Below are 17,596 nucleotides of genomic sequence, written 5' to 3'. Positions count from 1 at the left end.
CTACTCTTTATATCTTAAAGCTTCTTTTGTAAGCATTAAGGTTTTTTGCGTTTTATTGTAAATTGCGATGAGCTTTAAAATTTCGCTCGTTCTTTTTGGAAAAATTTTAATAAAATCATTTTTAAATTTAAACTCTTTTTTGATATTTGCATTAAAATAAGCAAAAGCATTGCTTTGAAAAAATCGTCCCATTAAAATGATGTATTCTTTTCTTTTAGCCATTTTTTTGTACTTTTGCTCATCTAAAGGCAAAGAGATATTTAAGCTTGATATAGCTTTATCATAAGTGATTAAAGCGCTTTGCAAAAGCACAAGCTCATCTTCTTTATTTGAAATTTTATCCATCTTTTTTAAAAGCGTTTCTAAAAGTCTTAAAGCTTCCTTTTTATCATAAGCAAGTTCATATCTTTGCGAATAATTTTTTGCCTCGTTTATAAGCAGATTTGCATTGTAAAGAAATGTTAATTGATTGATATTTTTAAGGGAAAAAATGTCCTTGTTTGCATTTTCAATATGCTTTAAAATTTGTTTATTTTCTTGCTTGCTTTGCTCTATAAGTTTAGAAGGAATATCAGCATAATCTTTTGCAATTTGGTTTTTTTCCAAAATCTTTTCTGCTAGAGTAAAAGAATTTTGTAGCTCTTTTATTTGGTTTGGCTTCAAGGTGCTTTTTATTTTTTTATAGTGAGAATTTCTTAGATTTTCAAGATTTAAAATATCACTTTTTTGTGCGGAAAAAAAGTTTTTTAAAAAAAATAAATCAAGTTTTAGATAAAAAAGTGCTTCATTAAGATAGATAGCATAGCTCAATGCTTTTAATTCTTCTTGGTTAAGATTAAAGTAAATTGCCCTAAGTTCTTCCAAGTTTTGCAAATATTCTTTTTGGGTAAGGTTGTTGTGGTAGTATGTTTGATTATTTATGTTACATTTAAAATTAACTTGATTTAAATTTGCTTTTTGTATAAATTTTAAATCTTCATCACCAAAATCATCCGTGCATAAAGCATAAGCATAGTTGTAAATAAAACATATAAAAAAACATAATTTTAATATCCTTTTTAATTCTTTATCCTTCATTTTCCAGCCTTTTAAATTTGCAAAAAAGAAGTAGGATGATGCTGATTGATTTCCTAGTGAGAAAAATAGTAATCAATATGCAAAGTATCATTTCAAATAACCCATATTTTGAAAAGTATCCACCAAAATAGACTACAATTAAAATTACAATAGGCGGAAAAGCTAATAAATTTTCAAAACAGATAGCATATATCCACTCTACAATCTTACTAGAAACACCATATTTGCTTTTGACATTTTTACATTTTATTTCTAATTTACCTGAAAATAAATTCCAAGCATTTTGCAACTTATTGATTTTTGATCCACAAACTTCGCATTTTTTATAAAGGGACATTGATTTTTCCTTTGAGATTGAAATTTCTTCTAGACTTAAATTATTTTCCGCATACGCTTAATCTTCCTTTGGCAACATTGATAAAGAGACTGGTGTCTTCACCATATATTATTGAGTATACCACTTCTTGAAATTCTTTTAGTTTTGTTTTATATAATAAACCCATTTTTTTATAAGAATTAATCATATTTTCTAATAATTGTTCTTTTTGAGGTATGGAGCAAATAAAGTTTTTATCTACACTTGAAATAAATGGAGTGAAATTAAAAAGAAAATAATCAGCGTTAAAGGCTATTTTCATTGGTGTATAAATATTAGTATCAGGTAATGCATTAATTTCATTAATAAAAGCGGTATATTTATCTATAATGCTTATAAAATTATTCATTTCCTCCAAATCAGTGCTATTAGATGCGATATAAAAATAATAAAGATTGTTCTCACTTTGTCTTCCAAATAAACTTGCTTTATCTCTAAGAGCTTGAAGATAAGCATTATCTAAACCTAAAATTTGCATCAGCTTAAAATCTTTTTTAAAATAATGCATACAATTTAATAATTCTTTTTGATTTATTTTTAATTCTTGATTTAGATTTTGCTCTGAAAAAACTTTTTTAAATTCTTCTTCATTATTTGTGGATAATTTTAATATACCTTTTCTAATTTGATTTTCCTTCTCATAATAATACCTATCCCAAACAATAAGCCCTAAAGGTCGCTGTAAAAAGGTGTAAGCTAAACTTAGAAATATAATAAGAAAAATTGATAGATAAAATAACTTTTTAAATTTCATAAAATATCCCTTAACATTGTCTTCATTATAACTTATAAACTCTTATAAATTTCATAAGCATTTAGCCAATTTTAAATGTATCTATGCTTTTATAAAGCCTTTTCCTTGCTTCTAAATAAGTGTCGTTGAGTTTGGTTTTGTGAGAGATAAAGAGGATATATTCATCATCATTATATTCTAAAATTTCTTTTGCTTTTTCTTCATTAAATAAAGTTTCATTATTTTTATTTAAAATCAAAAGGTTTTCACGCAAATATAAGGCTCTTAAATGTGCAAAATTTGAATTAACATTAACACTTTCTATCTCTTTTAAACTTAAAACTTTAAGTAAATAATTTTGACTTGCTATAATGCTTAAGCTTTGATTTGAATTTAAAAATATACTTCTTTCTTTTTTTAATTGAAAGCTTAGACTTTCATTTAAAGATTTAAATAAAAAAGTAAAAATTGCATTTTTGATTTGATTAGTTTCTTTGTAAAGTTTTAGAGCAAGTTGATGTTTTTGCTCTTCTTGCTTGATGATTCGTTCTTGTTCTTTTAAATCTTGTATATTGTTTAGATATTCTTTATCTATAAAGCTTATATCACTTTTTATATAAGCATTAGAAGTCAAAGTTGTTTTAGCTAAAAGCTCTTTTTTCTTTGCTAGGGCAAATTTATATTCTTTAGAATGAGTAGGGTAGGAGTGTGGAGTGAGAAGTTGTTTATAAGAATTTGAAAGTTATCTTGTTGTAAAATTTGACATTCTTCGGGGCTATCACAGATTTTCTTAAATTTTCTTGGTGCAAAAAACCTTTCATATATGGAATTAAGAAAATTTGTTGTTTCGAGAGAAACTGTGCCATTGAGAATAAATTCTAATATTGTATCTAAAGCATTATCATAGGCATCAAAAGCTTTATTGGTTGCATTTTCAATTGCAATAGGAATATCATTTGCGTGAATAATTGTAATTGTAGTAATTTCCAACCGAGCAGTTCTTACTCCGCCCACGATACCTACTGCAACAACTGTTCCGCCAATTAAGTTACTTGTAAAATGAACAATAGCTTTCCTAAAGTTCTTAGTTTTATGATACACTTCTTTTGATTCTATAAAATTTGTTACCAAATCCAGCTGACTAAGTGATTTTTGATATATTGATTAATAGCTTCTTCCAAAAGCTCTTCGTTTTCTAGCAATTCTTGCAATGGTATGACATAAGTCAATGATTCTCTTAATTCGGTTAAGTTGTCCATTATTTAATTTATTTTGAAGCATTGTTTATTTGCTAAAAAATAGACCCTTGCTGCATAGTAAGCCTTTGAAAAGAAATACCCTTCCTTTTTTAAACTCCTATCATATTCATCATCATAAAAAGCAAAGTAAATTACACTATAAAGATTGTTATAAAAGTCTTCATTATTAACAAAATCAAGTGTGCAATTTTTTCTTTGAGAATCTATAACCTTAAAAACATAATTTATCTTTTCTATAAAACATTGCATTTTGCTTTTTGCATTGATAATTTCACAAGAATTGGCTTTTCTTAAGAGCTCTTCGCTATCTTCTTTCAAAATTTTTTCTATATATTCTCCCCAATCTTTCTCCACAGTGGCAACCCCTGCAATATATTCGGGTTTTCCAAAATTAAGCCCTGATTTTAAGGGATATTCCGTAGATATTTTTTCTAATAAATCTTTTAAACTTGGCTTTTGAGAGAGAAAAATTTCTTTGCTTTTGGTATTGCTTATATAATCAGGGATACTTTCAGAATCTTTTATTGCAATTTGTATAATTGGAGATGGTTGCTTTTCTTTTTTGGGCAAAATAAATTCATAAACAAACGAAAAAGAACTCACAGCAAGAACAAGAATAAAAAAAGGCTTTTATGGGATGATATAAAATAAAAAAATAAATTTTGTAAAATAAATTCATAATTGCTCTTCAAATTTTTGATTTTTACATTTAAAACTTAATTTGGTATTATATCTTAAATATTCTTTTGCAAATCTTTTTCTGTTTCGTTTAATTCCTTTTGAGTTAATATTTCTTTTTCTAACTCATCATTTATTATTTGCACTCTTTGAGTTTGGTTTGTATAGATTTAATTTCCGTTAATGAATTATGAAAGGTTTCTAATGCCTTATTGAAGTTTTGCCTAAAAAGTTGTTTAGATTTCTCATCTATAAAAAAATCTTTATCCATCATTTTATAATCATACCAGCGGTTTCATCTAATTTTTCCATTTTATTTAAAATCGCTACGGTTTTAGGATTATTAAATTTGCAAGTGAAATTTTCTAAAATCTCTCTAGTGTAAAGATATGAAAACCCCAAAAAACCTCCAAATAAAGCATTTATATAAGGAACAACATCAGAGAAAATATTTCCTTTTATATCTTTTTGCAAAGCATCTTTTTCTAAATGCGTATTTATAAAAAATAAAAAATCCTCAAAAGCTTTAAATCTTTTTTCATCAAACAAAAGATAAGTTTTTTGTCCTATAAAGGTTTTTTCTCTATCTAAAAGATAAAGTATAATGTCAGTATTTGACCTAAAAATAGCATGGGTAAGCTTTTATTGCAAGTTTGTTATCTTCATCGGTAATGGAATAAATAGTCAAAGTCCGCATGCTTTCTATACTCGTTTTTATCTTTTCAAAATTTTTAATGATTTCTTGTGTAACTCTTTCTTGTTTATAGGTTTCTTTGGATAAGTTTTTTGCAAATTCTAATTCTTTTTTGCCCTCATTTTCACTCCATCTAATTAAAGCGCTAAGATTTTCTCTTGCTTTATTTTCATTGGCTTTTTTAAATTCTAAAGCTTCATAGATAAAGTCATAAACACTACTAATAACCACAAATAAAACTGCGAAGCCTAAAATAATAATCCGGCTTTTTTTTGAAAATTCAAGCAAAAATTTTTATCCTTAAAATAATATTGTTTGTGTTCTAATATTATAGAAATTTGCTTTAAATTTTCATTTTCGTTCAAGAGATTGCACATATTCAAAAGGTCTTTCTTCTAGGCTGAAATACGATTTATTAAGAACGCTTACAATTCTTGTTAAACGAGTCCCTGGGGAGTGTTTCAAATCTTCCCCAAAGCGTTCCACTTCTTCTTGCAGATATCCTATACCATATCTTAAGGGGGAGACGATATCTGAGAAAAATAAATTATTAAGATAATCATAATTTTTATAATTTGTTTTACTTGCTTCTTTATACATAGAATCATTATCATATATTTTATAGACGGCTGCATTGAAAAATAAATTTTTTTTATCTTGTTCTAAGCCTGTATCGTAGGGGATTAAAAAATCTTCCAAGCTCCATATAAGATAAGAATAAAATAAATCATCACCAAAATCCACGATCTCATAGTCATTTGTTTGTATCACTTTGCCTAGGGATGCGGCTAATTCATCTTGTTCTAAATATTGACTATCTTCAACATAGTAAAATTTAATGCCTCGGTTTTGGTTAATCTCATTGATATAAGAAGCTAAAAGCTCGGCATTATCTTTATAAAGCTTTAAAAAGTATTTTTTTAGCTCTAAGTCGTTTATGGTTTTATCAGGCTTATCTTTGAAATAAAGCTCTTTAAGCCCTTTAAAAGAATTTTCATCCACATCAAAGGCTTTAAAGGCGATATTGTTCCCTTCAAATACAATTTTGCCCAAATAAATACTAACTTCAAATATAAATTCTCTCCAATGATGTGAAAGCAACCCTGCATATCTGCTTTCAAAAATAGGATCTGTAAATCCTTCTTTTAAATATTCTTCATCAAGCCCCTTTATCTTTGCATTACTTGCTAAGCCTAAATAAATGGTCTTATCTTCTCTTATATTGGATTTATAGAATTCAAGCGACTCTTCTGGAAGTCTCATTTGTTTTCCTTGATTATAAATTTCTAGCTATGAAGGTTTCTACATATCTTGGATCTCTTTCATTAGGCTGGATTTCATAAGCATTTTGGTTACGATTTATTATACAATCCACTAAATTCTTTTGGCTACAGTCACAGAATTTATGAAAGCCATTGAAAATAACCCTCTCATCAATGTAAGTTTTTCTAGAATAAAACACATAACTACTCAAAGCGTCCATATGACGATGATAATATTTTTCTATGTAAAAATGTCTGCATTCGTGAAAAACCGTTTTTACAAGCGTTTCAAAATGGGTTTTAATAAGACATCGATTTAATCCTATTTTATTATTTCCATAAGCTCCAAACAATAAGGTTGTGCTAGGTTCTTTGTTAAAAAATACTACTTTTTCTAAGGGCAGGTTAAATTTTTCGCAAATAGTTTGGGTTAAGGCTTGTAAAAAGTCTTCACACTCTTTAAGATTTCTATCTTCATCGTTTGCAAGTTTTGTGTAAAACTGCTTGAAACTTTTGCCATCTTTATATTCTAAAGCTAAAATTTCATTAATGATAGTGCTACTATATTTATCATCTCTATCCCAAAGATAGGCTTTTTTATCTTTTTCCGATACGCTTGTTAAAAATTCTTTATTAATCAAATCAAATCTATAATATATATAGGCGATTTTTCCAGCAAGTTGAGGGTGGGTTCTAAGATAAGTGAAAAAATCTCCTGTTTTACAATCTTCCAAAATCGCTCTTAAAAACCAATTTGCTTCTTCAATACTATTAATTGATTTTTGTTGGTTAAGATGATATATATTAAAGACTTTTAGTTTTTCTCTTGTAAATAGCTCTTGGACTCTATCATCTCTACCAAATCCGACTCTAAAACTCATATCTATGATTTTATAAGCATCGCTTAAATTAGGCAGTCTTTTAATTTTATCTTCGTAAGCAAAAACCAAAGCATAATATTTATCAAATTCTTCTTCATTAGTTCTTGTTAATGGCAATGAAAATCCTATTTTATTGCATTCTCTATTTGCTTTACTATTTGATTTATAGCATTGATGAAAATATCCGCTTTCATCCTTTAAAAACTTTACATCTTTAAATTCTAATTCTTCTTTACCATCTAAAATTCTTTGAAGTCTTGTTTCGTTGTGAATCTCAGCTAAAACCCAAACGATATGTGCATTTTCCTTCAATCCATCAGCTTTAAGTTCTACATAAGTCCCCGGTGCAAAAGAAGCTTTTTCATCAATGATAAGCTCCGCACCCTTTTCAGTGCCTACTATATTTTTACGCCTATCAAGCTCCCATTGTATTTCTTTGATAAATTCAAGCTCATACTTTTTTTTCTTAACATACTCCACTTTTAAAGGAACAACCCCCTCCTTTTCATCTTCTACAAATCTACTTTGATGATGAAATAATTCTAACAATTCCCCTTGTGCCATACCTATGCTACCACTACTACCAAATTCTGCTTTTTCATTGACACTATATAAATATAAATTATCTTTTATGATGGTTTGCTCTTTGTCCTTATCTTTGATTTCTTTTGAAGTCTTAGAACACTCTTTATCTGTGTATAATCTCACACAATACTTTCCCCAAGTTCTTCCTATCTCAAAAGGATAATCCTTTAAAAAACTAGGATTTAAATCTTTAGCAATTTCATTGATTTTAAAATAATATTTTCCCTCAGGTAAAGTTCCAAATTGATCTTTAATACTTGCATCATCATAATAAAAATAAGCCTTTTTCCCCTTACTCTTATCCTTTTCATCTTGATAAAAATAATGTGCGATTTGCTTATCACTTTGTTTTATATTATCTGCTTTAGCTGTGCCACTTCTTGCTAAATAAGAAGTGATTAAATCCCTTCCTTTGTAATAATAAACATTAAAGCCATCATAAACTAAATGCTCTTTCGCTTTAAATTTAAGTATGAGTCCTTCTTTATGACTTACATAATTATTAAAGATTCTTTTAGCATTTTGTAAAGGAGTAGAAAGATAAGCTTCATTATCCTCTAACTTCACTTTAAAGCTATAACAATCCCTAAAATACTTTTCCTTATCAAATCTAATCTTTCCTAATGTATCACTTTTTCTTTTTAACTTCACTACACTTAAACTCTCATCATATCTAAAACCTTTAATGATAACTTTTGCATTTGTAATCGCTTTACCCCATTCATCTTGCAAGATGAGAGTGATGAAGCTTGGTTCTTTGGGGGAGGATGGGGAAGTGGTTGAAACTTCTTTTGAAAGTTTATTAAAACTTTGATCATTATAAAGAATTTCTTTTTGAATTTCTTTAGGCTTCAATTTGATACTTAAGCTTTCTTCTAATAAAGAATAATGTTTAATCTTTGCATTATAATGATGATATCTTATATTCAAATCCCCTAAAGCACTTAAATTCTCTTTATCATATTTAAAATGATAAAGCAAATTTTCTTCTTTATCTTCAAATAAAAATTGATGACTTTCAGTGGCTCCTAAAAGAAGTGTTTCATAAAAAAATACCTTAGTATTAAGAGCTTTAAAGTCAATTTCACATTCTTTTTCTATCCTTTTAATATCAAGCAAAGACTTATTTTTAAGAAAGATATCGCAATGATTATCATAAAGATGAATTAAATTTGACATCGATGAAGCATTGTCTAAAAAGATGATTCTTTTACTTTTATCTTTGTTTTCTAGGATGAAAAGGTTTAGGGATTTGGAGTGAGAAGCTGGATTGTATTGTTGAAAATTTTCTTTATTTTGTTCTAATATGTTTTTATTTTGAAGTTGATTAAGCACCATAATGCTTTCATAAAGCCTTTTTCTCGCCTCTAAATAAGTATCATTTAGTTTGGCTTTGTGGAGGATAAAAATAATATAAAAGCTAGAGTCGTAGGGGAATAATTCTTTTATCTTTTCTTCATTGAGTAGGATTTCATTATTTTGCTTAAGTTTGGTAAAATTTTCACAAAAATACAAGGCTTTTAATAAATAAGGTTCTGAATTGATGTGGATATTATCTATTGTATCCTTTGGGCTCAATATTTTATAATTATTTTTTAATTCATTTATACTTTCAATAATATTTTTATTATTAAGCGTAGGAGTTTTTTTAAAGTCGTAAAAAGGGTAATAATAATGCTTCAAATCTTCTAAAATTTTACCATTACGATATAGTTGAATTTTCTGCATATTTTTAATTTGTGTTTTATGACAATGTGCCAAGTTATAATAATATTTTTCTTTAGAGTTTAAGTGAGTTTCAAATTCTTTAATAAAATCAATAAATGAAACACCAAGCTTTTTTAGCCAAGCCTCCATTTTGGCATTAATCCACCAAAAGGTTGTCATTGCTATACTAACAATAGTAACACCTGCCAAAATCCCAAACATCATACTGCCTGTGTAAATAGCCACTGCCACAAAAGAAGAAATTGTTGCCGGGATTATTATTTCCATACCTATTTTAAAAAATGCTGAAGTGATAAATTCAGTTCCAATTTTTACAATCACTTTTAAACCATCTTTTGTTTTTTGATATTCTATTAAAGCATCAATTGCACTAAGGGTATTATCTGCTCTTTTTATAATGATTTTGAAAGGGAGAAGGTAGGGTTCGAGGTTTTTGAAAAAGTTAGACATTGCATCACTTGTATTGTCTATAAATCCAGTAGCACCTTTCATGGCTTGAACTTCATTTTGGTGCATAAAATTTTCCGTTTTATTTGTATCTTCTACTTCTTGAAGTAGTTTCTCTCCTATTTCATCTATGTCTGCATCTTTTAAAACAATTTGCAAATCTTTTTCTGTTTCGTTTAATTCCTTTTGAGTTAATATTTCTTTTTCTAACTCATCATTCATTATTTGCACTCTTTGAGTTTGGTTTGTATAGATTGAAGTTGATTGATTTGTTTTTGACCGAGTTTGAATTTTTTAAAATTATAGATTGCTTTTTCTAATTGCATTTTTAAATAACTATCAGTGTGTATTTTTAATTCTTTATTAAAAAACAATAAAACTTTATCAGTAGCAGTGTTAATTTGACTCATACCATTTAAAATTGTCATAGTTTTAGGGGTATTTAAATCACAAATATAATCTTGTAAAAATTCACTCAAATACATATCAGTAGATGCATAATTATAGCCAATTATGGTGTTCATATACATTCCAATTCTAACTACATCAAAGCTATCAAACTTATGAATATCTTTTTGTAAAAAATCCTCTTCTAAACGAGTATTTAGAAAAAATAAAAAATCTTCAAAAACTTTAAATCTTTCCTTGTCAAATAAAAAATAAGTTTTATGATTTGTAATATTTTTTTCATTGTATAAAAGATAAAGTATAATATCAGTATTTGAATCTGTTGCAACATGCCCAGCTTGTCTCATAAGCTCAACATCTTCTTCTGTAGGATAGTAAGAGGTTAAAGTTTTCATATCTTCAATGCTAGCTTGTATCATCTTAAGATTTTTAATAATCATTTGCGTAACTCTTTCTTGTTTATAGGTTTCTTTGGATAAGTTTTTTGCAAATTCTAATTCTTTTTTGCCCTCATTTTCACTCCATCTAATTAAAGCGCTAAGATTTTCTCTTGCTTTATTTTCATTGGCTTTTTTAAATTCTAAAGCTTCATAGATAAAGTCATAAACATTACTAACAATTATGATAAAAATCAATACAATAAAAACTATAGTAGAAATTCTTTTTGATGTTTTAAGCAAGTTTTTTTACCTTTAAAAATAATATTATTTTGTATTTTAGCATTATTGAGTGAAATGCTAAAGTTTTCGTTTTTATTTATTGCTTCATCTTTTTTTGCTTCTTCCTTTGCCATTAAAGATTGTATATAAACTTCATAAGCATTTTCTAAATCTTTAAAGCCAAGTTTTTTAAATGTATCTATGCTTTTATAAAGCCTTTTCCTTGCTTTTAAATAAGTATCTGTGATTTTATCTTTGTGTAATGAGAATATAATATAAAAACTAGAATTAAAATCTAATTCTTTGATTTTTTCTTCATTAAATAAGGCTTGTTTATTCTTATCAAATAAAACATAATCTTCACACAAATACAAGGCTTTTAAAAGATGAAGTTTAGAGTTAATGTTGATATTATTAATATCTTCTAAAGAAAGCTTTTGTATGTAGGCTATTTTTAAGTTATTGATAAGCTGTATAGGCATAATTTTATAGTGATTATACTTTTGGCTAAATTGCTTAAGCTTTTCTAAAAACATTTTGTATTCATTGATATAATCTTTTTCATCTTGCATAAGATTTAAATGCTTAAGGCTTTGATTAAAAATGCTATTGCTATAAAAGCTACAAGAAAAATCATCAAAATTAAATTCTTTTAATAAATTGCTATTTTTATTATCTATTAAGCATAGGGGAGCAAAAGATTCTTGGATGTTTTTGTAGTAGGGGTAGAGGGTATCGTTGGAAAGATTAAATGCTTGTTGGGTTTTATTGACGCCAAAAATAAATAATTTTTTGTGTTGGTTTTTTAATCAGGGACATCACGGCACCAGGACCAACGATGCTTCCAAGATAATATAATGGTCGTTCTTGAAAATCCTGTTTTAATAATTCAAATGCTTCTTTTTTCACTTTCTCATTTGAGACTATAAGTTTAATAGCTTGAAAAAAGACTTGGGTTTGCTCTATGGCTTCATCTTGCTTTGTGTTATCATTTAAAACTATATTTTCAATTCCAACAATTTTTATTATAAAATGTCCCAATTCTAAAGCAGTTACAACCGTAGAATCAAATATACCATTTACAAAATCATCAATATGCTGTAAGACATTTCTATCACTAGGCACTTAATTTTCCTTTACTCTATCTAAATGTATGAAATATATTAAAATCATTTTATAGAATAAATAGAAAAATACTGAAAAGAGTATTTTTTAGATTTGCATTTAAGTGAAAAAATTCTAATAAACTCCACAATACAAATAAAAGCAAAATGTCATTAAAAACGCTATACAAAAAATAAACAATGAATTTGCTCTATATTTAGCTTTGCAATTTTTACAAAGCAATTCTTTTCCAAAACCTAGTAAAAATATATTTGAGATATTTTGCAACTTATTAATTTTTGCTCCACAAACTTCGCATTTTTTATAAAGAGACATTGACTTCTCCTTTGGGATTGAAATTTCTATGTTTAAATCATTTAAATTTTTTAAATTTATAAAAAAAGGTTTTTTCATTGATAATTGGCTTTTTCTAGCATTTTATTATCCCAACCTTCTGGCAAATCTTTTATACTTGGATAGTAAGGGCGTAAAAGTTCTATATAAACTCCTTCTTGGTAAGCAAATTCAAAATAATATTTTCCTAAAACAGAGGGGATAAGTTTTCTTCTTTCAATCCATTTTTTTTCTTCATAATAGACAACATTAGGTGATTTTATATAAGAAGCCAAATTTAAGTCATCATATAACAAACCATCAAAATGACGCGTGTGAAAAAAACCATCATATTCAAAATAGCGGTCATAATAATCCATAAAAGCATTATATTTTTTCTCAAATCCTATCTCAAAAATTTCTTTTTCATAACGCTGATTGAATTCTTTGCTTAAGTCTCTATAATTTACTTTTGTATCGTCTATATAAGCTGCAGGATTAAAAAGAAGTTTGGTTTCGTTTTGAAGCATACCTTGAAAAAGTTCTGCTAGTGTAAATCCCTCTAAACTTTCAACAAAATACTCATAAAAATACTCATCATCAAAAGTGATTAAATAATCCTCATCTTTTTTATTTTGCTTTGCTAAATAATCAAGTGCAGTAAGCAATAGTGATGGAATTCCTTTAATTGAATAACCTCCTTCTTTAAATCTTTCTGCTTGTTCTTTTGTGAGAATGCCTACTTTGCCTAATTCATCGTAAATTTCATCACTCAAAACATAAGGTTTTATGCCGTAATCTTTATTAATAGTATCCATATAATTTTGTATCATTTTTACATTTTTGCTATGAATTTCTTTGACATAAGAAATGATTTGCACCTGACTTAAAACTTGAGTGTTTTTTTCTATTTTACACTCGTATTCTAGGTTGTTTGGATCTGCCATATAATAGCTTTGTCCTTCTGTGGTGCCGTGAAGTTCGGGTTTAATATAATTAAGATTTTTATTAGCAAGCCATAAAGGATTTTTTATCTTTTTAACTTCTTCTTCTAAATTTTCAATATTTGTAGGTAGGTATTTTGGAATGAGTTTATTACCCTTTTTATCAAAAACAATTTTACCAAGATATATGCCAAATCTAGGGTTATAATATTTGTTAAGTTCAGCTTCTTTCCAATAACCAAGTAACCAATGTTGCTCTTTACTAGGGCACATATTATTAAAACTTTTGATATTTGTATTAATGGCTAAATAAATAGCCTGAGGCTCTTTTCTAGTTTGTAAGAAATGTTCATATTTATCCATTCTTAATAATGGACCTATATTATCAGGCATTTGTCGCTCCTATTTTTTCTCTAAATTTTCCTGCTATGATTTTAGCATCTCTTTCGGCTGGTTGTATAAAATACAAAGGGCAATCAACTTTGCCTTCTGCTTCTTTTTTTTCTGTTTTTCTACTTTCATAGTAAGTTCGATTTAGATAGCATTTTAATGTGCCATATTCTACACTATCATAAATCAAGCATTTTTTATCATAGCTATTAAATAGTATATGAAAATTCCACATTATATAAAATTCTGTTGTATTAATATAAAGTAATTTTTCTATGCTATTTTGAGAATTATTTTTTATGCGATAAATATAAAAATGTCTAAATTCGTGGATGATGGTATCAACAAAATCAATATATATTGAAGCTGAATTTAATTTTAATGTGTTTGCTTTATAATCATATGTCCCAGAATCTCCTTTTTGGGGATTATATCCAATGACAGGCAAATCTTTTTCATCTATTCCTAATCTTTTAGCAAAGTTCTTTAAAAAATCTTTCACAATGTTGATATCAACAAGCTCATTTTGAAGTCTTTTTTCAAAAGCTGTTTTATAAGTAGAATTTTGATTATAAATTTCTAAAGCAATTGTATAAAACCTCTCCCTTTCTTTTAAATACTCATTTCCATCACTTACACTTTTGATAAATTCTTCATCAGCCAAATCAAATCTATAATAAATATAAGCTATCTTTCCTGCTAGTTGTGGGTAGTTTTTGAAAAAATTAAGATTGTTACTTTCGCTGATTTCCTCTTTTATTTTTTGACAAGTTTTTAAAAATTCTATCGCTTCAAAAACATTAAAAATACAATTTGTCTGAATTATATTTTTATTGTTGCTATCAAAGTTATTTCTTAGCACACTCTCTCTCACACCATCATCACTTCCCACACCCACTCTAAAACTCATATCAATGATAATATAAGCATCTTCTTCGTTAGGCACGGACTTTTTTTTAGCATCATAAGCAAAGACTATGATATAGTATTTATAATCTTTTGTTTCTTCTACGGGTTCGTTATTTCTACTAATAGGCAAATGAAATGCTGAAGTTTTGTCTATTATATTGCATTTAAGAATTTCAAGTTCATCAGTTTTAATGATATAAGCACCATTTAAAAAACTTTCTTTTTTTGTTTCGCTTTCGCAGTGGATATAAGCCCAGGTTAATTCTTCGCTTATTTCTTTTTCCTCTAATTGTAATTTTATATAAGTCCCCGGTGCAAAAGAAGTATTTAAATCGATATTCTCATTTGCAAATACAATCTTCTTAGTCTCTTTTTTGGGATAACTTACTTCAGTGCAAACAACCCCCTCCCTTTCATCTTCTACAAATCTACTTTGATGATGAAATAATTCTAACAATTCCCCTTGTGCCATACCTATGCTACCACTACTACCAAATTCTGCTTTTTCATTGACACTATATAAATATAAATTATCTTTTATGATGGTTTGCTCTTTGTCCTTATCTTTGATTTCTTTTGAAGTCTTAGAACACTCTTTATCTGTGTATAATCTCACACAATACTTTCCCCAAGTTCTTCCTATCTCAAAAGGATAATCCTTTAAAAAACTAGGATTTAAATCTTTAGCAATTTCATTGATTTTAAAATAATATTTTCCCTCAGGTAAAGTTCCAAATTGATCTTTAATACTTGCATCATCATAATAAAAATAAGCCTTTTTCCCCTTACTCTTATCCTTTTCATCTTGATAAAAATAATGTGCGATTTGCTTATCACTTTGTTTTATATTATCTGCTTTAGCTGTGCCACTTCTTGCTAAATAAGAAGTGATTAAATCCCTTCCTTTGTAATAATAAACATTAAAGCCATCATAAACTAAATGCTCTTTCGCTTTAAATTTAAGTATGAGTCCTTCTTTATGACTTACATAATTATTAAAGATTCTTTTAGCATTTTGTAAAGGAGTAGAAAGATAAGCTTCATTATCCTCTAACTTCACTTTAAAGCTATAACAATCCCTAAAATACTTTTCCTTATCAAATCTAATCTTTCCTAATGTATCACTTTTTCTTTTTAACTTCACTACACTTAAACTCTCATCATATCTAAAACCTTTAATGATAACTTTTGCATTTGTAATCGCTTTACCCCATTCATCTTGCAAGATGAGAGTGATGAAGCTTGGTTCTTTGGGGGAGGATGGGGAAGTGGTTGAATGAGCTTGTTTGCTTTGACTAGAGAAGGTAGAATTTTGCAAGTGGGTGCTTATATCGTCATCTTGTGTGTATAACACTCCAGATGGTAGGATATTGTTGTTGTAATATGCAAGAAATGCTCTAGATGATAAGAAAGGTTCAGATGATGCGGTTGACAACGATGTTGCGGGTGAATTTGGTGGCATTAAGTATATGGATTTTAATCGATTTTGTTTTTTATCTTCAAGCTCTTGAAAATATTTTTTAGAAATTGATATTGGTTCAATTTTTTCTATATCAACAAATTTAATATTAACAATTCTGCCTATTTTTAAGGGGTCTAATTTTTTTTCTAGGTAAGGATTTATGATTTTTGCAAAGCCATTATCACTTTCAAAGTCAAAATTGTCTTCTAATGGATAAAGCTTTAAATTAGAAAGGCAAAAAGGCTCATAAGTTTTGGCATTGATATAGAATTTCACATCTTCATTAAATGCTATTCTTGTGCTTCCAAAGGCAAAAGCTCTTTTGGCATAATCGCTCGAGTTTGAATCTAGGCCATAATGGCTAATTGCAACATCCATATTTTCTTCATTGTATTTCCCCTCTCCATCAACAAACGGATTTTTCTTATACAGCTTCTTCACTATATCATCTAACCCTAAAACATAAAATCCATTTTCTATTCTATCTTTAAATAGTCTCAGTTCTTCTTCGTTAAATGAATATTTGAAAAATTTTTGAAACACTCCAAAATTTGTAGCATTTGTATATCTATCCACATATTGCATATAATCAAATGCTGAAGCTTCTATGGTTATACTTGCTCTTTCATCTCTTGCTTGATAGTCTTTCCCTATAAGCACACGGTTATCTTTCCTAGCTAAATCACTTGGTGGAGTGCTTTGCCCCCAAAGATAATAAGATAAAATTTCTACTACATAGTCTCCTTTTAGATTTAAAAAATCCATCTTATTTTCCTGTTAAACCTAGAATCTGTGCTTCGCTCACTAATCCACTCATAATTATCATTGCTGCGTATTTTGACTTCGCCGCAATTTGTAATGGGATAGTAATCATAATGTCTGCGAAAATCATTGTCCTTCCAATATTCCAAATCCTTTTCATCAAATTTTTTATCAGATTCTTTTTTGCCAATAAGATACATTTTAAGTGCTAGGCCATAATCATAATAACCAAATTTTGAAGGTATAACGAAGCTATCATACCCACCAACTTCCATAAATGTAATATCAATAAAAATAATTGTTCCCTTATCATCATAAAGTAAAGAATATTTAAGTTTTAAATCTCTTGGCTCATATGCATCCCCCATTAAAATTTTTTCTTTTTCCTCGAAAGGTCTTACGACGCTAAAATCTTGCATTATTTTTTGAAGATTTTCTGCTTGGGTTTTATTAAAATCAATTTGTTTTATAATATCATCAATATCAAATTGCTTTCCATTGCTAAAAAATTGACAATTAGGCGATTCTCTTTCCTTTTCTTTATCCCTAAAAAAGCATTTATCATTATAATACCATTCTTCTTGATCTACGTGATACCATCTTTCTCTATGTGCGTTATCATAAAGTTTTTTAAGCAAATCTTTGGTCGCTCTTTCAAATACTTCGTCTCTATCTAGTTGTCTATTTTCTTTTATGCAATACCAATTTTGATGTAGTGCTATAAAAGGACGAGGCATTATCTTCACATAACCATTTTCAAATTCGGTATAAAAAAGTATATAGTAGCCCAAAACTAAAATAAATACGGTCCAAAGGATTTTTTTAAGCTTTGTGTTAAACAAGGGTTTAAATTCAGCAAAAAATTCTTTCATTTAAATTTACTCATTTTTATCATAAGATACTTA

The 17,596-nt window shown here is 27.8% G+C and carries 18 protein-coding genes; all 18 read right to left on the bottom strand.

What is annotated here, in order from left to right:
* Entirely contained in the window at positions 1-1,077 is a 1,077-nt protein-coding gene (locus CHELV3228_RS03430; RefSeq protein ID WP_082199544.1) for an Ntn hydrolase family protein, read from the bottom strand.
* The gene (locus tag CHELV3228_RS03425) at positions 1,067-1,414 is read right to left on the bottom strand and encodes a hypothetical protein (RefSeq protein ID WP_082199543.1); all 348 of its coding nucleotides are present in this window, start codon (positions 1,412-1,414) and stop codon (positions 1,067-1,069) included. Before CHELV3228_RS03425 ends, CHELV3228_RS03430 begins: the two co-directional genes overlap by 11 nt.
* Positions 1,415-1,454: 40 nt before the next feature.
* Positions 1,455-2,207 (bottom strand): hypothetical protein, encoded by a 753-nt coding sequence (locus CHELV3228_RS03420; RefSeq protein ID WP_082199542.1) that lies wholly within the window; start codon positions 2,205-2,207, stop codon positions 1,455-1,457.
* Positions 2,208-2,268: 61 nt separating this feature from the next.
* Positions 2,269-2,820, bottom strand: a complete 552-nt coding sequence (locus CHELV3228_RS10250; RefSeq protein WP_167562793.1) for a hypothetical protein — start codon at positions 2,818-2,820, stop codon at positions 2,269-2,271.
* 32 nt (positions 2,821-2,852) lie between these two features.
* Complete coding sequence (locus CHELV3228_RS10245; protein ID WP_167562792.1) at positions 2,853-3,317, bottom strand: hypothetical protein; 465 nt, start codon at positions 3,315-3,317, stop codon at positions 2,853-2,855.
* The gene (locus tag CHELV3228_RS10660) at positions 3,311-3,445 is read right to left on the bottom strand and encodes a hypothetical protein (protein WP_256594214.1); all 135 of its coding nucleotides are present in this window, start codon (positions 3,443-3,445) and stop codon (positions 3,311-3,313) included. The genes CHELV3228_RS10245 and CHELV3228_RS10660 overlap by 7 nt, the downstream gene beginning before the upstream one ends.
* Positions 3,446-3,448: 3 nt before the next feature.
* Complete coding sequence (locus tag CHELV3228_RS03410) at positions 3,449-4,048, bottom strand: hypothetical protein (protein WP_167562791.1); 600 nt, start codon at positions 4,046-4,048, stop codon at positions 3,449-3,451.
* Positions 4,049-4,393: 345 nt separating this feature from the next.
* Positions 4,394-4,672 (bottom strand): hypothetical protein, encoded by a 279-nt coding sequence (locus CHELV3228_RS10025; protein ID WP_115588755.1) that lies wholly within the window; start codon positions 4,670-4,672, stop codon positions 4,394-4,396.
* Between the two features lie 70 nt (positions 4,673-4,742).
* Entirely contained in the window at positions 4,743-5,105 is a 363-nt protein-coding gene (locus tag CHELV3228_RS10020; protein WP_115588754.1) for a hypothetical protein, read from the bottom strand.
* 63 nt (positions 5,106-5,168) lie between these two features.
* Entirely contained in the window at positions 5,169-6,080 is a 912-nt protein-coding gene (locus CHELV3228_RS03400; RefSeq protein ID WP_082199541.1) for a hypothetical protein, read from the bottom strand.
* A 13-nt stretch (positions 6,081-6,093) separates the two neighbouring features.
* Complete coding sequence (locus CHELV3228_RS10480; protein WP_244289604.1) at positions 6,094-9,942, bottom strand: hypothetical protein; 3,849 nt, start codon at positions 9,940-9,942, stop codon at positions 6,094-6,096.
* Entirely contained in the window at positions 9,942-10,763 is an 822-nt protein-coding gene (locus CHELV3228_RS03390; RefSeq protein WP_167562790.1) for a hypothetical protein, read from the bottom strand. The genes CHELV3228_RS10480 and CHELV3228_RS03390 overlap by 1 nt, the downstream gene beginning before the upstream one ends.
* Before the next feature lie 11 nt (positions 10,764-10,774).
* The gene (locus CHELV3228_RS03385) at positions 10,775-11,359 is read right to left on the bottom strand and encodes a hypothetical protein (RefSeq protein WP_167562789.1); all 585 of its coding nucleotides are present in this window, start codon (positions 11,357-11,359) and stop codon (positions 10,775-10,777) included.
* A 193-nt stretch (positions 11,360-11,552) separates the two neighbouring features.
* Positions 11,553-11,912, bottom strand: coding sequence for a hypothetical protein (locus CHELV3228_RS03380; protein ID WP_082199539.1), 360 nt, complete (start codon positions 11,910-11,912; stop codon positions 11,553-11,555).
* Between the two features lie 114 nt (positions 11,913-12,026).
* Positions 12,027-12,227, bottom strand: coding sequence for a hypothetical protein (locus CHELV3228_RS03375; RefSeq protein ID WP_139026965.1), 201 nt, complete (start codon positions 12,225-12,227; stop codon positions 12,027-12,029).
* A gap of 74 nt (positions 12,228-12,301) precedes the next feature.
* Entirely contained in the window at positions 12,302-13,561 is a 1,260-nt protein-coding gene (locus tag CHELV3228_RS03370; protein ID WP_082199537.1) for a hypothetical protein, read from the bottom strand.
* Positions 13,554-16,694, bottom strand: coding sequence for a hypothetical protein (locus tag CHELV3228_RS10475; protein WP_244289603.1), 3,141 nt, complete (start codon positions 16,692-16,694; stop codon positions 13,554-13,556). The genes CHELV3228_RS03370 and CHELV3228_RS10475 overlap by 8 nt, the downstream gene beginning before the upstream one ends.
* On the bottom strand, positions 16,682-17,563 hold the full coding sequence (locus CHELV3228_RS03360) for a hypothetical protein (RefSeq protein ID WP_082199536.1): 882 nt from the start codon (positions 17,561-17,563) through the stop codon (positions 16,682-16,684). Before CHELV3228_RS03360 ends, CHELV3228_RS10475 begins: the two co-directional genes overlap by 13 nt.
* Positions 17,564-17,596 lie beyond the last annotated feature (33 nt).

The sequence above is a fragment of the Campylobacter helveticus genome, assembly GCF_002080395.1.
In the GTDB taxonomy this organism is placed as follows: domain Bacteria; phylum Campylobacterota; class Campylobacteria; order Campylobacterales; family Campylobacteraceae; genus Campylobacter_D; species Campylobacter_D helveticus.
Note: the sequence above shows the minus strand (reverse complement) of the source record. Positions and strands in the feature narration are given on the sequence as shown.